Origin of the sequence: Bradyrhizobium sp. SHOUNA76, assembly GCF_023006445.1 — a bacterium.
GTDB lineage: Bacteria > Pseudomonadota > Alphaproteobacteria > Rhizobiales > Xanthobacteraceae > Bradyrhizobium.
The window spans coordinates 1-16,616 of record NZ_JALBHA010000088.1 but is presented as its reverse complement, the minus strand read 5'-3'; the positions used below and the strand labels follow the sequence as shown (position 1 = coordinate 16,616).

The window sequence follows — 16,616 nt, the reverse complement described above, 5'->3', positions numbered from 1 at the left end:
AGCGCGGCGCCGGCGGCCTCGACGGCGAGGCGCCCGGCGACTTCGCTCATCGGCGCGAGCAGCGGGAGGTGACCATTCGCGTCCGTGACGGTTTCATAGGCGATCGCGGTGCAGCCGGAGGCAACCAGGCCCTTGGCCTGCTCCGGATCCGGCGCAAGATGAAGATAGGTAAATAGAATCTGGCTTTCTCGGAGCTGGGCCCATTCGCTCTTCTGTGGCTCCTTCACCTTCACAATCATGTCGGACTTGGCAAAGATGTCGCGGGCGCTCTCGGCAATGGTGGCCCCTGCCCGCCGATACACCTCATCGGACGCGCCGATGCCGCCGCCGGCGCCGGTCTCGACCATCACCTGGTGCCCGGCTGCAACATATTCACGGACGGCGCCCGGGGTGAGCCCGACGCGATATTCCTGTACCTTGATCTCCTTGGGCACACCGACACGCATCTTCCGGGCTCCTTTGCCGACGCCTTGATTCTGTTCCTCATCGTAACGACGGGGCCGGTTTGGTTTCGTGCAAATATCCGCTAGTTTCGGCAGACCCGCGCCGGTTTCCGGCGCTGAAGCTCCCCTTCACGCTGGAAACGAAACCTTGCCCCTCGACCGGAAAGACCTCGCAATCCTCGCGGAACTCACGACCAATGCGCGTGCCAGCCACACCGAGCTTGCCAACAAGGTCGGGCTATCAAGCACGGCGCTGGCACGGCGGCAGAAGGCGCTCGAGGACGAGGGCTACATCCAGGCCTACCGCGCCGCGCTCGACCTCGCCCAGTTCGGCCTCACCACAACCGTGCTGGTTCGCATCGCACTGGAGAGCCAGAGCGACGAGGCGCTGAAGGCGTTCGAGGCGGAGGTCGTGAAATGCCCTTCCGTCGTGCGTTGCTTCCTAATGTCGGGGACAGACGACTACATTCTCATCGTGCTTGCCCGCGACATCCAGGATTTCGAGCGTATCCACCGCACCGAGCTGTCCCGACTGCCGCGCGTCGCGCGCGTGCAATCGAGCTTCGCGCTACGCGAAATCGTCAACCGCGCAGTACCCACGGTGGTGTTCGGCGAGGCAAAGCGCTAGCGGCTCTCCCCTTCCGCAAACGCGACCGAGCCCATCCCTGGCCGCTGTCATCGAATTGTCATCGAATGTGCCGAGAGCTGTGTCTCTCCGCACATTCGGGACCCGACATGGACTATTTCAAGCGCTTCAACTTCCTGTTCGCCGCACCTGTGTTCGACGCCGACGATCTCGAGGGCGTCCGCTTCAACCAGATCATCGAGGAGATCCAGCGCTCCGGCTTCGAGGTGGTCCGGGCCCGCAAGCTCGAAGACGCCGAGATGGCGGTGCAGACCGATGCCGCGATCGGCTGCATGGTGGTGGACTGGGGCAAGAAGGGCCTGGAGGGCAAGACCTCGGCGCTGATCAACCTGATGCGGCGCCGCGGCCTCGACTTTCCGATCATCCTGCTGATCCGGCGCAAGCGCTTCGAGGATTTGCCGGTCGAGGTGCTCGACTTCATCGACGGCTATGTCTTCCTGTCCGAGGAGACGCCGACCTTCATCGCCAAGAACCTGATCAGCCGGCTCAAGCAATATGCCGAGACGCTCAAGACACCGTTCTTCGGCGCGCTGGTCGACTATGCCGAGGAAGGCAACCAGCTCTGGACCTGCCCCGGTCACAATGGCGGCGTGTTCTACAACCGCAGCCCGATCGGACGCGTGTTCGTCGAGCATCTCGGCGAATCCGTGTTCCGCGACGACCTCGATAATTCCGTGCTCGACCTCGGCGACCTCCTCACCCATGAAGGTCCCGCGCTGAGGGCGCAGAAGGAAGCCGCCCAGATCTTCGGCGCGGAAAAGACCTATTTCGTGCTCAACGGCACCTCGACCTCGAACAAGGTCGCGCTCGGCGCGCTCGTCACCGACGGCGATCTCGTGCTGTTCGACCGCAACAACCACAAGGCCGCCCATCACGGCGCGCTGATGATCAACGGCGGCGTCCCGGTCTACGTCCCGACCATCCGCAACGCCTGGGGCCTGATCGGCCCGATGCGCTGGGACATGCTCGACGAGAAGGCCTTGCGCGAGGCGATCCGTAACCATCCGCTGGTTGGGGATCGCGACGCCTGGCGCAAGGAGCGGCCGTTCCGCGTGGCTGTCGTCGAGCAATGCACCTATGATGGCACGATTCACAGCGCCGAGATGATCCTGAAACGCATCGGCCATCTCTGCGAATACATCCTGTTCGACGAGGCCTGGGCCGGCTTCATGAAGTTCCACCCGCTCTATGCCGGCCGCTTTGCCATGGGCCTGTCCAATCTTCCCCCCGAGGCGCCCGGCATCATCGCGACGCAGTCGACCCACAAGCAGCTCGCCAGCTTCTCGCAGGCCTCGCAGATTCACATCAAGGACCGCCACATCCGCGGCCAGAAGCGGCGCGTCGAGCATCGCCGCTTCAACGAGAGCTTCATGCAGCACGCTTCCACCTCGCCGTTCTATCCCCTGTTCGCCTCCCTCGACGTCGGCGCGCAGATGATGAAGGGCCGCTCCGGCGAGGTGCTGTGGGACGACACGATCCGGCTCGGCATCGAGTTGCGCAAGAAGATCCGCGCGATGCGCCGCGAATTCGAGGAGAAGGAGCAGAATCCGGACCGGCGCTGGTTCTTCGAGCCGTTCGTTCCCGATCGCGTCGCGATTCCCGACGTCAGCCGCCCCGGCGCTGCGCACAACGTTGCCTGGGAGACGCTCTCCACCGACGAGCTCGCCACCAATCCCACGCTGTGGCAGCTCTCCCCGGACAGCAACTGGCATGGCTTCCCCGGCCTCACCGAGGGCTTTGCCATGACCGACCCGAACAAGCTGACGCTGCTGACCCCCGGCTTCGACCGCACCACCGGGGCCTATGTCGAGCACGGCATCCCCGCGCCGGTCGTCGCGCAGTACCTGCGCGAAAACCGCATCGTCCCCGAGAAGAACGACCTCAACTCCCTGCTCTTCCTGCTCACCCCCGGAGTCGAGGCGAGCAAGGCCGGAACGCTGATCTCCGGCCTCGTCGCATTCAAGCGCCTGCACGACGACAATGCGCTGCTGGCGGACGTCATCCCGGAGTTCTACCAACGTCGGCAAGCGCGCTATGCCGGCGTGCGCCTGCGCGACCTCTGCAGCGAGATGCACCGCTTCTTCCGTGCCGCCGACGTCAGCGCGCTCCAGGCGCGGCAGTTCATGCCCGAGCATATGCCTGAGATCGCGATGTCGCCGCGCGATGCCGCGCGCTACCTGTTCAAGAACGACGTCGACTATCTGCCGATCGAGGCCATTGGGGGCCGCATCGCCACCACGCCCTTCGTGGTCTATCCGCCCGGCATCGCCACCATCGTTCCGGGCGAGCGGCTGAACGAACGGGCCAAGCCCATGGTGGATTATCTCAAGATGTTCGAGACCTGCTTCAACACCTTTCCGGGCTTCGACGTCGAGATCCAGGGCATCTACAAGGAGGTCGATGCTCAGGGGAGGATCGGGCTGTACACTTACGTCGTTGCCGAGTAGGTGCGAATGAACGAAACGGCAATGGCACGTGCGGACGACGAGGCGGTCCTGGTCCGCACCTCACGTGAGAGCGACGTCGAGGCGATGCTGGCGATCTACCGCCACCACGTCCGCAACGGCGTACCCCGCGAAGTCGAGGGAACCGGCGCGCCCGAGCCGGACGATTTGCGCGACCGGCGCAAGAACCTGAAGCAGACCCGCCTGCCGCACCTGGTCGCGACCTTTCGCGGCGAGGTGGTTGGCTATGCCTACGCCGTGCAGTTCCGCAAGCGGCCGGCCTATCGCTACACCGCCAAGCATTCGATCTACGTTCACCACGAGCAACTCGGCCGCGGGGTCGGACGACTGCTGCTGCAGGAATTGATCGATGCTTGTGCGGCGGCCGGCTTCCGCCAGATGATCGGCTATATCGACGCCGACAACGCGCCCTCGCTGGCGCTGCACGAAAAGTTCGGCTTCGCGCGCGCCGGTCTGCTCTGCGGCGTCGCCTATCGCCACGGCCGCTGGTCCGACACCGTCATGGTGCAGCGATCGCTCGGCGCCGGGACGACGGCGCCGCCACCCGTCACAGCGCCGGGCCGCTAGAACTCAGGACGGAAAGTCAGCCGGTCTGACCTGGATACGGTCGGCATGCAGCGACCAATGATGCAACGCCTGGTCCTCGCAGAACTTTGCCTTCGCCCGCTCCGTGGCCTCGTCCTCGTCCGCGGCGTCGATCTCGAGCGTGCCCTGACAGACCTCGCACTGCCGGCCGTATTCGCCGAGCACGTTCTTCATGAACCTGACGACATAAGTAGACATGGCGCCTCCTGCTGCCCCGCAGCACTCTAGTCCCATTTAGGCTGATCGGGGAAAGGAGATTTTGACGCGGATCAAGTCCGGGCAGTCCCGACCGAAGATTCGTTGCGGAACCCGCCGCGCGGGTTTATGGGCAAGTGCCGGCCGTCCATGAGGATCTTGCCTTGCGCTTTGTCTCCGATGCCGAAGTCACCAGAGTACTGACGTTTCCGATCCTCATTGCGGCCCTGGAAGAGGCGCACCGCCGGTCGAAGATGGAGGTTCTGGACGCCTTCCTTGGCGACGAGAAAGGGCAATACGTCATCCGCAGCGCGGTCGATCCCGGCCGCTACATGGCGAGCAAGATGTTCACCAGCTTCCCCACCAATCTGGCGGGAGGCCAGATGCCGGCGGTGCAGGCTGTGTGCGTGCTGTTCGACGGCACTAACGGGCGGCCGCTGGCGGCGATGGATGGGACCGAGATCACGCACTGGCGCACGGCTGCCGATTCCGCACTCGGCACGAAACTGCTCGGCCCGCCCAGCCCTCTAACGCTGCTTTGCGTCGGTGCCGGTGAGATGTCCGAATGGCTGATCCGGGGGCATCGGACGGCGAGGCCGTCGATCGAGCGCGTCGTGATCTGGAATCGAAGCCCGGAGCGGGCCGCCGACCTCGCCAGGCGGTTGGTGGAAGACGGCGTGAAAGCGGAAACGACCATGGATCTCGACGCCGCGACGCGCGAGGCTGACGTGATCACCACCTGCACGAGATCGCATCAGCCGCTCATCAAGGGACGCAATTTGCGGCCAGGCACGCATCTGGATCTCGTTGGCGGCTACACGCCGCAAACCCGTGAAGCCGACGACGACGCGGCTCGAATCTCGCGTGTGTTCGTAGACCGCAGGGAATCCGCCTTCCATGGCGTCGGCGACATCCTGCAACCGATCGCGAACGGCGCGATCAGCGAGACGGAGGTGCTCGGCGATCTCTACGATCTCGCCAGTGGCCGTGTGCAAGGACGCGCCTCACCGTCCGACATAACCTTCTTCAAGAATGCGGGCGGCGGCCATCTCGACCTCATGACCTGCGAGGCAGTGTTCCAGCAACTCGGTGCGAAGTTGGGATAGACGACCTGTCCGGAGCAGGAGGCCGGCGAAGCAAGGCCGACGTCAGCGTTCAAGCCTTGATGTCGAGGAGCGACTCTGTCGTTTCCGCGTAGGCCTGAATGACCTTCGCATTGGCAATGAAGCTGTACTTTGCGGCCGCCAGTTGAACGAATTCGCTGGCGATGTCGACATTCGGCGCTGCGACCAGGCCATCCTGGTTTGCGAAGGCGGCGGTAGGGTCGGATTGTGCGGTATAGCTCGGCGAGACCGTCGACACCGTCGCAATAGTGCCGCCCGGCGTCGAGCCGCTCGACTGGTCGACGCGCAATGGCACGTAGGCCGCGGGAAACGTCGGAGCAATGCCCGAACTGCCCGTAACGGCCGATGTGCTCGACCCGTCTGAGGCTGGCAGCGGGCCGGTGGTGCGAACATTGGCGATGTTGCTCGCGGCCACGTTCACGCGCAAGCTCGCCGCAGAAAGTCCGGATGTCGCAATCGAGAATATGCTCATGGACTTTCAACTACAGGACAAGTGATACGCGTTCACTTACCCGATTGATAAGAAGCGCCGCTTTGCCTTTCCGTCGTGATAACCAAAGAGGCCAACCGGACCCCGCGGGCCCTACCCCGGCATCACCCCGAACACCTGCTTGAACCGCTCCGCATAAACCGGCCAGACCTCGGGATTGATGATACGCGGGGGACGCTTGCCGTCGAGCGTGTCCAGCACCTGCTCGGCCGCAATGCGGCCCATGTTCTGGCGCGCCTCGATGGTCACGCCTGCGGTGTGCGGGCTCGCCAGCACGTTGTCGAACTGGAGCAGTGGATGCTCCGGTGGCGGCGGCTCCTTGGACCAGACGTCGAGGCCGGCACCGGCGATGCGCTTGTCGCGCAGGGCCTGAAGCAGCGCATCCTCGTCGTGGATGAAGCCGCGTGCCGTGGTGATGAAGTAGGCATGCGGCTGCATCAGCGCGAATTCGCGCACGCTGATCATGTTGCGGCTGCCCTTGTTGAGCGGACAAGAGATCGAGACGAAATCGGCGCGGCGCAACAGCTCGTCCAGCTCCACCTTCTCCCCGCCCCGCTCGGCCATCACCTCGGCGGTGAGATACGGGTCATAGGCCAGCACCTTCATGCCAAGCAGGCCCTTGCACAGCGCGGCGATGCGGCGGCCGACATTGCCGAGGCCGATGATGCCGACGGTCTTTTGCTCGACCTCGTTGCCGACGAGATCGTTGCGGTTGACGTCGCGGTCGCGGCGCAGGCGGCGATCCGACTGGATGATGCGCTTGGACAGCGTCAGCATCATCGCCAGCGCGTGCTCGGCAACCGAATGGGCGTTGCCGCCGGACTGGTTGACAACCACGACGCCGGCTGCCGTGCAGGCCTCGACGTCGACGGGGTCGAAGCCGGCGCCGTTGCTGGAAACGAGCAGCAGGTTCGGTGCGCGCTTCAGGAAGGCGGCATCGACATGGAAATGCGGGGCGAGCTCGTCGCGGGCGGCGCCGACCTGGTAGACATGGGCAGCGCCAAGGAGCGGCGCGTAGAAATCTTCGGGGCTCCCGTTCTCGATGCGATCGAGCTGGACGTCGGGCCGCGCCTTGAGGATGTCGATATAGATCGGATTGGCCAGATAATTGGAGTAGACGACACGCTTGCTGTTGACCGACATCAGGACCCTTCCGGCTCTCCAGGAATCAGCAAGGCCAGCGCGGCGCGCGCCCCCTCCGTGCTTCCTCCCATTTCTTCGTCGCACACATATGACATGGCGGCGCCGGCCACGGCAGGTCTTCTGGCGCAGATCACGGTGCCGACCGCGACATGTTGACAATCCCGCCCGCTGCGTCAAGTTCGGCCGATTGCCGCGACGGTCAAAACCAAGAAGCATGCGCGGACCAAGGGAGAACGCAATGGCGATTGCGGAGCAGCAGACTTCGCCCCAGGCGACGCAGGGGGCCGGCGAAATCAGCTGGCACGGCATCGTCCTGCAAACCCTGAAACGGAACGAGATCAGCCTCATCCCTTACGTGCCCGATCGCGTGCTGACCCCGCTGATCCAGAACCTGCACGCCGACCCCTTCTTCACCACCTTCGCCACCGCCCGCGAAGAGGAGGCGGTCGGCATCGTTTCGGGCGCCTGGATGGGCGGTCGGCGCGGCGCGGTGCTGATGCAGACCTCCGGCTTTGCCACGCTCGCCAACGTCCTGGCTTCGCTCGCGGTCCCCTATCAGATCCCGCTGATCATGTTCGTCTCCGAGCGCGGCACGCTCGGCGAGTTCAACTACGGGCAGTCGCTGGTCTGCCGCACGATGCGGCCGGTGCTCGACTCGCTGGCGCTCGAGCACCACACCATCACCCGGCTCGACGAGCTCGAGTTCATCGCCGACCGCTCGATCAAGCAGGCCGTCACGACGCAGACGCCCGTGGCGCTGATCCTCAACCCGCTGCTCACGGGCGGCAAGACCTTCGACAAGTGAGGTCGGCCAAATGAATACTGCCATGAACACTGGCAATACCAAGGTGATGAACCGCTTCGATGTCACCTCGCGCCTGATCGCCAGGCTCAAGCACGAGGAAGCCGTGATCGGCGGCATCGGCAACACCAATTTCGACCTCTGGGCCGCCGGCCACCGCCCGCAGAATTTCTACATGCTGGGCAGCATGGGGCTCGCCTTTCCGATCGCGCTCGGCGTCGCGCTGGCGCAGCCCGACCGCCGCGTCTTCGCACTCGAAGGCGATGGCTCGCTGTTGATGCAGCTCGGCGCGCTCTCGACGATTGCGAGCCTGAAGCCGAAGAACCTCATCATGGTCGTGATGGACAATGGCATCTACCAGATTACCGGCGCACAGCCGACACCTGCGGCAAGCGTCGCCGACATCGTTGCCATTGCCGTCGGCTCCGGCCTTTCCAACAGCGCCTGGGCGGCGGACGAGGAGGATTTCGAACGTCTGGTCGAAGCGGCGATGTCGGCCACCGAACCGAGCCTGATCGCGGTCCGCATCGACGACAAGCCCGGTGTCGGCACCACAAGGCGTGATCCCGTGCAGATCCGGGAGCGCTTCATGCACGGGCTGGGCGTGCGCGAGCCACTTTAACATTTTGTCATTAACTACACGTCGATCTGATGGGGGACTGTACCGGCCCACCGCAAATCTGTGCTAAGCGAGCCGGATGTCCATTTTGGTTCGTTCCATTGCCTGGCTGCTCGCGGCCGCCGTTACTTTCGCAACCCTCGGTCCCTCCGGACTGCGCCCCCATTCCGACCTGGGCCAGGACGGCGAACATGCGCTTGCATTCATCCTGGTGGGACTGGCCTTCGGCCTCGCCTATCCGCGCCGGCGCCTGCCGAGCGCAGCGGCCGCGGTCGCCCTGATCGGCGTGCTCGAGCTGATGCAGTTTTGGGCACCCGGACGCCACGCCCGGCTGGAGGATTTTCTGGTCGACGCGCTCACCGCCTGCATCGGCTTTGCGCTCGCGGCCGCAGCCGATTGGCTCCTCACGCGCCTTCGCACGAGTTCCACCGTGGCAAGCGAAGGCCCCGCGGAGTGACGCTCCGCAGGGCCCATATTCTCAACGCGTAAGGTCAGCCGCCGATCAGTCGATGATCTTGACGACGCGGCGGGTGCGCGGCTCGACGATCACACGGCGGTCGTTCACGACCGCATAGCGATACTCGGTGTAGTTCGGCACCGGGCGCAGCACCACGGTCGGAGGCAGCGGCTCGCCGACCACGACACGCTCCTCCACGACAACCGAGTCACTTCGCGGGATTCCGCCGAGAATCGCATTCGGAATTTCGAGACCCGCGCCGACGGCCGCACCGACGGTGCCGCCGACCATCGCGCCGACCGGACCACCGATATCGCCGCCCGCGCGCGCGCCATCCCTGGCGCCTTGTTCGGTCGTCGACTGGGCAAAGGCTGCGCTCGACGCCAGCAGCGACGCGGCAGCCAACGTAATCGCAAGACGAGTTTTCATGTCTTAAGCCTCCAGTGATTGATACGCGCCTTCAACCACGGGGCCGGGCCGTTGTTCCGGTTCCCCGTGGCGAAAGACACCCCAGATCTGGAGACTGTTACGGCGTAACAGTTCAGCTAGCAGCGATCTCGTGCCCCGCCATCAGTTCCAGCGCCCGCACCATCGCCGAATGATCCCACCCCTTGCCGCCATGCGCGGTGCAGGACGAGAACAATTGCTGCGCCACAGCCGTGCTCGGCAGCGCAAGGCCGAGCGCACGCGCACCTTCGAGCGCGAGGTTGAGATCCTTCTGGTGCAGCTCGATGCGGAAGCCGGGATCGAAATTGCGCTTCACCATGCGCTCGCCGTGGACTTCGAGGATGCGCGAGGAGGCGAATCCGCCCATCAGTGCCTGCCGCACCAGCGCCGGATCGGCTCCGGCCTTCGATGCAAACAACAGGGCTTCGCTCACCGCCTCGATCGTCAGCGCGACGATGATCTGGTTGGCAACCTTCGTCGTCTGCCCGTCGCCATTGGCGCCGACGCGGGTGACGTTCTTGCCCATCTTGTCGAAGGCCGGCTTCATGGTGTTGAACGCCCGCTCCGGCCCGCCCACCATGATGGTGAGGCTCGCGGCCTTGGCGCCGACCTCTCCGCCCGACACCGGCGCGTCGAGATAGTCAGCACCCAGCGCCTCGATCTTCTTCGCGAACTCCTTGGTCGCCAGCGGCGAGATCGAGCTCATGTCGACGACGATCTTGCCTTTGGAAATGCCGCTGGCGACCCCGTCCTTGCCGAACAGCACGGCCTCCACATGCGGGGTATCAGGCACCATGATGATGACCGCGTCCGCCTCTTCCGCGACCTCTTTGCTGGACTTGCAGGCAATGCCACCGGCCGCAATCAGGTCCGGCGCAACGGGCGCGACGTCGTGCAGGAGAACGCGATGGCCCGCGGCCAGGAGATGACCGGCCATCGGCCGTCCCATGGTGCCAAGTCCGATGAAGCCGATGTCGATCATGTCTAATTCCTCCAGATTTGGGCTAAGTCGATCCACGCGCTCGATGCACCTCTCCCGCTTGCGGGAGAGGTCGGCACGCAGTGCCGGGTGAGGGCTTTCTCCTCCTTGGGACTTTCTCGGCGCGCCTCAGAGATTCCCATCGTGGAGATACCCTCTCCCCAGCCCTCTCCCGCAAGCGGGAGAGGGAGCGCACCGCAACCGTGGTCTCACGTCTCGAACGTCTGCGCGGCGTGCCACGAAAGGCCTTCCAGCGTCGTGGTGCGGGGCTTGTATTCGCAGCCGATCCAGCCGCGATAGCCGATCGCATCGAGATGGCGGAACAGGAAGGGGTAGTTGATCTCGCCGGTGCCCGGCTCGTGGCGGCCGGGATTGTCGGCGAGCTGGATGTGGGCGATCTGCGGCAGATATTCCTGCATGGTGCGGGCGAGATCGCCTTCCATGATCTGCATGTGGTAGATGTCGTACTGGATGAAGAGGTTATTCGACCGCACATCCGAGATCAGCTGCACCGCCTGCTCGGTGCCGTTGAGGAAGAAGCCGGGAATGTCGAGCGTGTTGATCGGCTCGACCAGGAGCTTGATGTTCTCCCGCGCCAGCGTCGAAGCCGCAAAGCGCAGATTGCCGACCAGCGTCTCCTGAAGCTCGCGTGGATCGGCATCGGCAGGCGCGATACCGACGAGACAGTTGAGCTGTTCGCAATCCAGCGCCTTGGCGTAGTCGATCGCGCGGAACACGCCGTCGCGGAATTCGGCGGTGCGATCGGGCAGGATCGCGATGCCACGCTCGCCTCCCGCCCAGTTGCCCGCCGGCAGATTGTGCAGCACCTGCGTCAGGCCGTGGGCCTCGAGCTGCTTGCGCAGCTGCGCCTTTTCGAAATCATAGGGAAAGAGATACTCGACCCCGGAAAAGCCCGCCGCCTTCGCAGCACTGAAGCGGTCGAGGAACGGCATCTCGTTGAAGAGCATGGTGAGGTTGGCGGCAAACTTCGGCATGATCTTCTCTCCTATTCCGCCGGCTGCAACACGCGTGTGGTTGCGACCTCGTCGAGCGGAAGGTCCAGCACCTCCTCGAACTCGACGATATTGTCGATCTCCGTGCCCATCGCGATGTTGGTGACGCGTTCCAGGATGAACTCGACCACCACGGGCACGCGGTGCTTGGCCATCAATTCGCGCGCGGTGGCGAATGCCGCCTGCGTGTCCTTCGGGTCAGTGACGCGGATTGCCTTGCAGCCGAGGCCTTCGGCGACCGCGACGTGGTCGACGCCATATCCATTGAGCTCCGGCGCATTGACGTTCTCGAACGAGAGCTGGACGTGATAGTCCATGTCGAAGCCACGCTGGGCCTGGCGGATCAGGCCGAGATAGGAATTGTTCACGACCACGTGGATGTAGGGCAGATTGAATTGCGCCCCGACCGCGAGCTCCTCGATCAGGAACTGGAAGTCGTAGTCGCCAGAGAGCGCCACGATCTCGCGATCCGGACACGCGGCGCGCACGCCAAGCGCCGCGGGCAATGTCCAGCCGAGCGGCCCCGCCTGCCCCGCGTTGATCCAGTTGCGCGGCTTGTAGACACCGAGGAACTGCGCGCCCGCGATCTGCGACAGGCCGATCACGGTGACATAGGTGGTGTCGCGACCGAACGCCTTGTTCATCTCCTCATAGACGCGCTGCGGCTTGATCGGCACGTCGTCGAAATGGCTCTTGCGCAGCAAGGTCTTCTTGCGATCGCGGCAGGCCACGGGCCACGCCTGGCGCTCGCGGAGCCTGCCTGACCGCCGCCACTCCCTGGCGACGGCGACGAACAGCTCGAGCGCAGCCTTGGCGTCCGAGACGATGCCGAGATCGGGATTGAACACGCGCCCGATCTGGGTCGGCTCGATGTCGACATGCACGAAGGTGCGGCCCTTGGTGTAGGTCTCGACCGAACCGGTGTGGCGATTGGCCCAGCGGTTGCCGATGCCGAGCACGAAGTCGGATTCGAGCAGCGTGGCGTTGCCGTAGCGATGGCTGGTCTGGAGGCCGACCATGCCCGCCATCAGCACGTGATCGTCGGGGATCGCGCCCCACCCCATCAGCGTCGGCACGACGGGCACGTTGGTGATCTCGGCGAACTCGACCAGGAGATCGGAGGCGTCGGCGTTGATGACGCCGCCACCCGCGACGATCAGCGGGCGCTCGGCGGCGTTGAGCATCTCCAGCGCCTTCTCGACCTGCTTGCGCGTGGCGGTGGGCTTGTAGACCGGCAGCGGCTCATAGGTCTCGTCGTCGAACTCGATCTCGGCCAGCTGCACGTCGAGCGGCATGTCGATCAGCACAGGCCCCGGCCTCCCTGAGCGCATCACATGAAACGCCTGGCTGAACACGCGCGGCACCAGCGCCGGCTCGCGCACCGTCACCGCCCATTTCGTCACGGGCTTTGCGATCGACTCGATGTCGACGGCCTGGAAATCCTCCTTGTAGAGTCGCGCGCGCGGCGCCTGCCCGGTGATGCAGAGGATCGGAATGGAGTCGGCGATCGCCGAATAAAGCCCGGTAATCATGTCGGTGCCGGCCGGCCCTGACGTGCCGATGCAGACGCCGATATTGCCGGCCTTGGCCCGCGTATAGCCCTCGGCCATATGCGAGGCGCCCTCGACATGACGCGCCAGAATGTGGCGGATCGAGCCGCGCTTCTTCAGCGCCGAGTAGAGCGGATTGATCGCGGCCCCGGGAACCCCGAAGGCGGTCGAGATGCCTTCCTTCTCCAGAATACGGACAGCCGCATCGATAGCTCGCATCTTCGCCATATCGGACCTCGCTCAAATTGCGTCAGCGAGCGAGATCATCGGGCGTGCAGAAGCCGATCTCAACGAGATCGATTTTATTTTCCACGATGCGGCGGGCGCCGAAAAACAGCGGACACTTCAATCGGTTAGATCGGCAAATCAATGAAAACCGGGATACGGCCGCATCCCTTGCGATGAACGTCGACAGAATCTGTGCAGCCTCGTCGAGCTCGGCTTGACCAGATCACCCCCAGCCGCCTACGCAGGTTGCATGATCTCAGGGTATCTATCGGAAGTCCCCACATGCTGCGATTGCTGGCGTTGCCGATCGAGTTGTTGCGTATCGCTTTTTACGTCCTGCAGGGCCTCCTCGATGCGTTGCGGTCGCGCAATCGACCGCGCTTTGCGTCCACTGTCCTGATCAAGGCGCCGCGCGAGGCCGTGTGGCGATTCAATACCGCTAATCTGATCGTCCTAAACGGACCGCCGGTGATCGAGATTTCGCATGGCCCTCTGCCCGACGACCACGGTCTTTGGCTGACGCGTGTCGCTATCAGCGGCCAACCCAGGGCACGGGCGGTCTCCCGCGAGATCATACGCGACGAAGACCGGGGCATCTTCACCTCGCGGGCGGTCGAGCACACGCTCTCGGTCCCGCCGGAAGACGGTCGCGATCGCGAGACCGGACTGACGGTCGAAGCCATCCCCGAGGGGACTGCGCTCACCATGTTCAACGAACTGACCATCCGCTCCTTCAGCGACCGCATCGTCTATCCGATCGGCCTGCGCCGAATGGCGGACATGATCAAGCAGCAATGCGAATTGGAAGCCGGTACGCACAGCCAGCTTGCAGCGATTGCCAATCACGGATTGGTGCTGTCGGTCCTGGCATTGCTCAGTTTCTGCTACTTGTTTGGCTTGAAGTCCGCGCTGCTGCTGTCGATCGTAATCGCTTTGCACGAAGCTGGACACGCCGTGGCGATGCTGACGACCGGCGTCGGAGTTCACGGCATCTACCTCATCCCGTTCTTCGGCGGCGCCGCGATTCCAAAGAGGGCGTATCGAAGCGAGGGTCGGTTGGGATTTATCGCGCTGATGGGACCTGGCTTCAGCCTCATTCCGACACTCGGACTGTTCGCAATGTATCAAGCGACCGGGAAGATCGAGCTGCTTAAGGCAACGGAGATGATGGCGATCGTCAATGCCGCCAACCTGCTGCCGATCTATCCACTCGATGGCGGCCTGATTCTCAATGCACTGGTCGGCTCGGTGAACCGAACGTTTGCCGTGATCATGGGATGGATCGGGGTACTGGTTGGCCTCGGCCTGGCGATCTACTTTCAATCTTTCCTGATCGGCATTCCATTTCTGCTGTTCGCGCTGCACCGCTATCTGTCAGGCCACCAGACGATTGCGCTCGAACCGCTCCCGCTCAAGGGCGGCATTGTGCTTGCCTTCGCGTCCATGGCCACCATGATCTTGTATGCAATGGTCATTCGCGGGATTTGGGTGATTTCACACGTCTGATCGCGCCGCCTGCCGCTCACTCGAACAGCGGTGCCAGCTCCATTTGCGGTACCAGCACGAGGCCCTTGTCGGTGATACGAATTTCCGGAATGACCGATAGCGGAATCAGATTGAAGCCCATGTAGGGGATGGTGCAGCCGGCTTCCGCCCATTCCTTCTTCAGCACCTTGACCTCTTCGGCCACTTCGGTGACGCGCTTGTCGGACAGGAGTCCGGCGATCGGCAGCGGCACCAGCGCCCTCACCTTGCCCTCGGCGACGAGGCAGACGGCGCCCTGTTGCTCCTTGATGGCGGCGATCGCGACCTGCATGTCGGCCTCGTTGGTGCCGGCAACGATGATGTTGTGGCTGTCGTGGCCGACGCTGGAGGCGACCGCGCCGCGCTTCAGACCAAAATCCTTCAGCAGGCCGTAAGCGACGTTGCCAGCCGACTTGCCGTGGCGCTCGACCACCGTGACGAAGCACAGGCCGTAGCGCGCGAACAATTCCGGCCAATCCTTTGCCGGCTCGATCTTGACCTTCTCGTGGATCAGCGTGATGCCCGGCAGCGCGGTCCTGATCGCGTTGACGGTGCAAGCCTTCGCCGGCAGCTCCGGCGTCAGCTTCATCGTCTCCGGCAGTTTGACGGTGGCGTAAGCAGCCTTCGGATATTGATAGCGCTGCGATAGCGCCTGATCGAGAAGCGGCGTGATCCTGCCGCGCTCGACCACCAGCTCACCGCCGTACCAGGTGCATTGTGGCTTGAGCTGATCGTCCATCAGCACGAGATCGGCCCGGCGCCCGCCACCAAGCCCGCCAATGTCGCCGTCCATGCCGAAGCGGGTTGCGCCGTGCAGCGAGCCCATCGACCATGCCTGCTCCGGCGACATGCCGGCCTTCACGGCTTCCCGCACCACCCAGTCGAGACCGAACAACAGGAGATCGTCGGCATCGCGGTCGTCGGTGCAAACTGCCGTCCGCTTGTGCGAGGCCCCTAACTCGGTGACCGTGCGGATCGCCTGCGGCAGCGAGTGCCAGGGCGTCGTCGGTGGACCGCCGCGCAGGAACACCCAGACGCCGGCATCGAGCAGGTCGTCGGCGATGTCGCGGTCGATCGCTTCATGGGTATCGGTCACGCCCGATGCCGCATAGGCCGCAACGAATTCGCGGCCATAGACGTGACCAGAGACGGGACGGCCACGCTTCAACGCGGCCGCGAGGATGGCGTGACTACGCTCGTCGCCCATCGTGACGGGCACAAAGTCCATCTTCTCGCCAAGCGCGACAGCCTCCGGCCAGCGGTCGAACAGGCCGGCGATCTTATCCGGCGTGAGATCCCCGCCAGCCGTCTCCAGCTCCGCCGAGGTCGCCGGCACCGTGCTCGGCACCGTCAGGAAAATCGACAGCGGCGCTTGCCGCGCGTCCTCCAGCATCGCCTCGACGCCGACGACGTCCATGACGTTGCCGATCTCGTGGCTGTCGCAGAAGATCGTGGTGGTGCCGTTCAGCAGCGCGGCCTCCGCATAAGCACAGGCCGTCACCATCGAGGATTCGATGTGGATGTGCGGATCGACGAGGCCGGGCGCGATGATGCCGCCGGCCGCGTCGTAGGTCGCGACGCCGCTCCACGCCTTCTTGGCTGTTCCGGCCGGCTTCACCGCGGCGACACGGCCGCCGGTGATCCAGACCTCGCGGTTCGCGTGGATGCGCTCCGAATAGGTCGAAAGCACCCGCGCGCCCGTGACGACGAGATCGGGCGCGAGACGCGCGGAGGCGACATCGGCCAGACGCCGGGTCATCGAATGCAGCGGTGCGACGGCGAAGCGGGTAAGTCTGGTCATCGGGACCCTCGCGTGGCGTTACGGCCCCGCGATGGTTACGCCCCGCGCCATAGCGGGCAAGCGCAAATATAACGGCAGGCCCTGCTTACGCCTTAGGCGCCGAGC

Annotated in this window: 16 protein-coding genes and 1 pseudogene; 8 read left to right on the top strand and 9 right to left on the bottom strand. The window is 64.3% G+C overall.

Annotated elements, in window-relative coordinates:
• A pseudogene (locus tag MOV74_RS13155) lies at positions 1-446 on the bottom strand (alanine dehydrogenase); the annotation flags it as partial.
• 145 nt (positions 447-591) lie between these two features.
• Between MOV74_RS13155 and MOV74_RS13150 the strand changes: the two are divergent.
• From MOV74_RS13150 to MOV74_RS13140, 3 genes are all read left to right on the top strand, one after another.
• Positions 592-1,071 (top strand): Lrp/AsnC family transcriptional regulator, encoded by a 480-nt coding sequence (locus MOV74_RS13150; protein ID WP_246922355.1) that lies wholly within the window; start codon positions 592-594, stop codon positions 1,069-1,071.
• Between the two features lie 107 nt (positions 1,072-1,178).
• Positions 1,179-3,536 carry an Orn/Lys/Arg decarboxylase N-terminal domain-containing protein gene (locus tag MOV74_RS13145; protein ID WP_246922352.1) on the top strand — a complete coding sequence of 786 codons (2,358 nt, stop codon included), beginning with the start codon at positions 1,179-1,181 and terminating at the stop codon, positions 3,534-3,536.
• Between the two features lie 6 nt (positions 3,537-3,542).
• Positions 3,543-4,121 (top strand): GNAT family N-acetyltransferase, encoded by a 579-nt coding sequence (locus tag MOV74_RS13140; protein ID WP_246922349.1) that lies wholly within the window; start codon positions 3,543-3,545, stop codon positions 4,119-4,121.
• Positions 4,122-4,124: 3 nt separating this feature from the next.
• Here MOV74_RS13140 and MOV74_RS13135 read toward each other — a convergent pair whose 3' ends face one another.
• Positions 4,125-4,337 carry a hypothetical protein gene (locus MOV74_RS13135; RefSeq protein ID WP_246922346.1) on the bottom strand — a complete coding sequence of 71 codons (213 nt, stop codon included), beginning with the start codon at positions 4,335-4,337 and terminating at the stop codon, positions 4,125-4,127.
• A gap of 161 nt (positions 4,338-4,498) precedes the next feature.
• Between MOV74_RS13135 and MOV74_RS13130 the strand changes: the two genes are divergently transcribed.
• Positions 4,499-5,440 carry an ornithine cyclodeaminase family protein gene (locus MOV74_RS13130; protein ID WP_246922343.1) on the top strand — a complete coding sequence of 314 codons (942 nt, stop codon included), beginning with the start codon at positions 4,499-4,501 and terminating at the stop codon, positions 5,438-5,440.
• A gap of 49 nt (positions 5,441-5,489) precedes the next feature.
• Here the strand turns inward: MOV74_RS13130 and MOV74_RS13125 are convergent, their stop codons facing one another.
• Both MOV74_RS13125 and MOV74_RS13120 read right to left on the bottom strand, forming a co-directional pair.
• Positions 5,490-5,930: a flagellar basal body rod protein FlgC gene (locus MOV74_RS13125; RefSeq protein WP_246922341.1), complete on the bottom strand. Its 441-nt coding sequence runs from the start codon at positions 5,928-5,930 to the stop codon at positions 5,490-5,492.
• 111 nt (positions 5,931-6,041) lie between these two features.
• Complete coding sequence (locus MOV74_RS13120; RefSeq protein ID WP_246922337.1) at positions 6,042-7,091, bottom strand: hydroxyacid dehydrogenase; 1,050 nt, start codon at positions 7,089-7,091, stop codon at positions 6,042-6,044.
• Positions 7,092-7,329: 238 nt separating this feature from the next.
• Here MOV74_RS13120 and MOV74_RS13115 point away from each other — a divergent pair, with 238 nt between their 5' ends.
• From MOV74_RS13115 to MOV74_RS13105, 3 genes are all read left to right on the top strand, one after another.
• Entirely contained in the window at positions 7,330-7,896 is a 567-nt protein-coding gene (locus MOV74_RS13115; RefSeq protein ID WP_246922334.1) for a thiamine pyrophosphate-binding protein, read from the top strand.
• A 22-nt stretch (positions 7,897-7,918) separates the two neighbouring features.
• Entirely contained in the window at positions 7,919-8,515 is a 597-nt protein-coding gene (locus MOV74_RS13110) for a thiamine pyrophosphate-dependent enzyme (protein WP_404979139.1), read from the top strand.
• Positions 8,516-8,591: 76 nt separating this feature from the next.
• Positions 8,592-8,969 (top strand): VanZ family protein, encoded by a 378-nt coding sequence (locus tag MOV74_RS13105; protein ID WP_246922331.1) that lies wholly within the window; start codon positions 8,592-8,594, stop codon positions 8,967-8,969.
• Between the two features lie 45 nt (positions 8,970-9,014).
• On the opposite strand, the gene MOV74_RS13100 is transcribed toward MOV74_RS13105, so the two are convergent.
• The 4 genes from MOV74_RS13100 to gcl form a co-directional block, all read right to left on the bottom strand.
• Positions 9,015-9,398 carry a DUF1236 domain-containing protein gene (locus MOV74_RS13100; protein ID WP_246922329.1) on the bottom strand — a complete coding sequence of 128 codons (384 nt, stop codon included), beginning with the start codon at positions 9,396-9,398 and terminating at the stop codon, positions 9,015-9,017.
• A gap of 112 nt (positions 9,399-9,510) precedes the next feature.
• Entirely contained in the window at positions 9,511-10,413 is a 903-nt protein-coding gene (locus MOV74_RS13095; RefSeq protein ID WP_258719529.1) for a 2-hydroxy-3-oxopropionate reductase, read from the bottom strand.
• Positions 10,414-10,604: 191 nt separating this feature from the next.
• The gene (hyi, locus tag MOV74_RS13090) at positions 10,605-11,390 is read right to left on the bottom strand and encodes a hydroxypyruvate isomerase (protein WP_246922325.1); all 786 of its coding nucleotides are present in this window, start codon (positions 11,388-11,390) and stop codon (positions 10,605-10,607) included.
• Between the two features lie 11 nt (positions 11,391-11,401).
• Positions 11,402-13,186 carry a glyoxylate carboligase gene (gene gcl, locus MOV74_RS13085; protein ID WP_246922323.1) on the bottom strand — a complete coding sequence of 595 codons (1,785 nt, stop codon included), beginning with the start codon at positions 13,184-13,186 and terminating at the stop codon, positions 11,402-11,404.
• Positions 13,187-13,468: 282 nt separating this feature from the next.
• Between gcl and MOV74_RS13080 the strand changes: the two genes are divergently transcribed.
• A complete protein-coding gene (locus MOV74_RS13080; RefSeq protein WP_246922321.1) occupies positions 13,469-14,692 on the top strand; it encodes a metalloprotease in 1,224 nt (407 codons plus the stop codon).
• 16 nt (positions 14,693-14,708) lie between these two features.
• On the opposite strand, the gene MOV74_RS13075 is transcribed toward MOV74_RS13080, so the two are convergent.
• Complete coding sequence (locus tag MOV74_RS13075) at positions 14,709-16,511, bottom strand: adenine deaminase C-terminal domain-containing protein (protein ID WP_246922317.1); 1,803 nt, start codon at positions 16,509-16,511, stop codon at positions 14,709-14,711.
• Between the last annotated feature and the right edge of the window lie 105 nt (positions 16,512-16,616).

What these genes read in the sequence shown, in the direction of transcription:
- MOV74_RS13145 (WP_246922352.1), top strand. Translation starts at nt 1,179, where the DNA reads ATGGACTATTTCAAGCGCTTCAACTTCCTGTTCGCCGCACCTGTGTTC.
- MOV74_RS13115 (WP_246922334.1), top strand. Translation starts at nt 7,330, where the DNA reads ATGGCGATTGCGGAGCAGCAGACTTCGCCCCAGGCGACGCAGGGGGCC.
- MOV74_RS13080 (WP_246922321.1), top strand. Translation starts at nt 13,469, where the DNA reads ATGCTGCGATTGCTGGCGTTGCCGATCGAGTTGTTGCGTATCGCTTTT.
- MOV74_RS13135 (WP_246922346.1), bottom strand. Translation starts at nt 4,337, where the DNA reads ATGTCTACTTATGTCGTCAGGTTCATGAAGAACGTGCTCGGCGAATAC.
- MOV74_RS13110 (WP_404979139.1), top strand. Translation starts at nt 7,919, where the DNA reads ATGAACACTGGCAATACCAAGGTGATGAACCGCTTCGATGTCACCTCG.
- MOV74_RS13125 (WP_246922341.1), bottom strand. Translation starts at nt 5,930, where the DNA reads ATGAGCATATTCTCGATTGCGACATCCGGACTTTCTGCGGCGAGCTTG.
- MOV74_RS13105 (WP_246922331.1), top strand. Translation starts at nt 8,592, where the DNA reads ATGTCCATTTTGGTTCGTTCCATTGCCTGGCTGCTCGCGGCCGCCGTT.
- MOV74_RS13140 (WP_246922349.1), top strand. Translation starts at nt 3,543, where the DNA reads ATGAACGAAACGGCAATGGCACGTGCGGACGACGAGGCGGTCCTGGTC.
- MOV74_RS13075 (WP_246922317.1), bottom strand. Translation starts at nt 16,511, where the DNA reads ATGACCAGACTTACCCGCTTCGCCGTCGCACCGCTGCATTCGATGACC.
- MOV74_RS13100 (WP_246922329.1), bottom strand. Translation starts at nt 9,398, where the DNA reads ATGAAAACTCGTCTTGCGATTACGTTGGCTGCCGCGTCGCTGCTGGCG.
- gcl (WP_246922323.1), bottom strand. Translation starts at nt 13,186, where the DNA reads ATGGCGAAGATGCGAGCTATCGATGCGGCTGTCCGTATTCTGGAGAAG.
- MOV74_RS13120 (WP_246922337.1), bottom strand. Translation starts at nt 7,091, where the DNA reads ATGTCGGTCAACAGCAAGCGTGTCGTCTACTCCAATTATCTGGCCAAT.
- hyi (WP_246922325.1), bottom strand. Translation starts at nt 11,390, where the DNA reads ATGCCGAAGTTTGCCGCCAACCTCACCATGCTCTTCAACGAGATGCCG.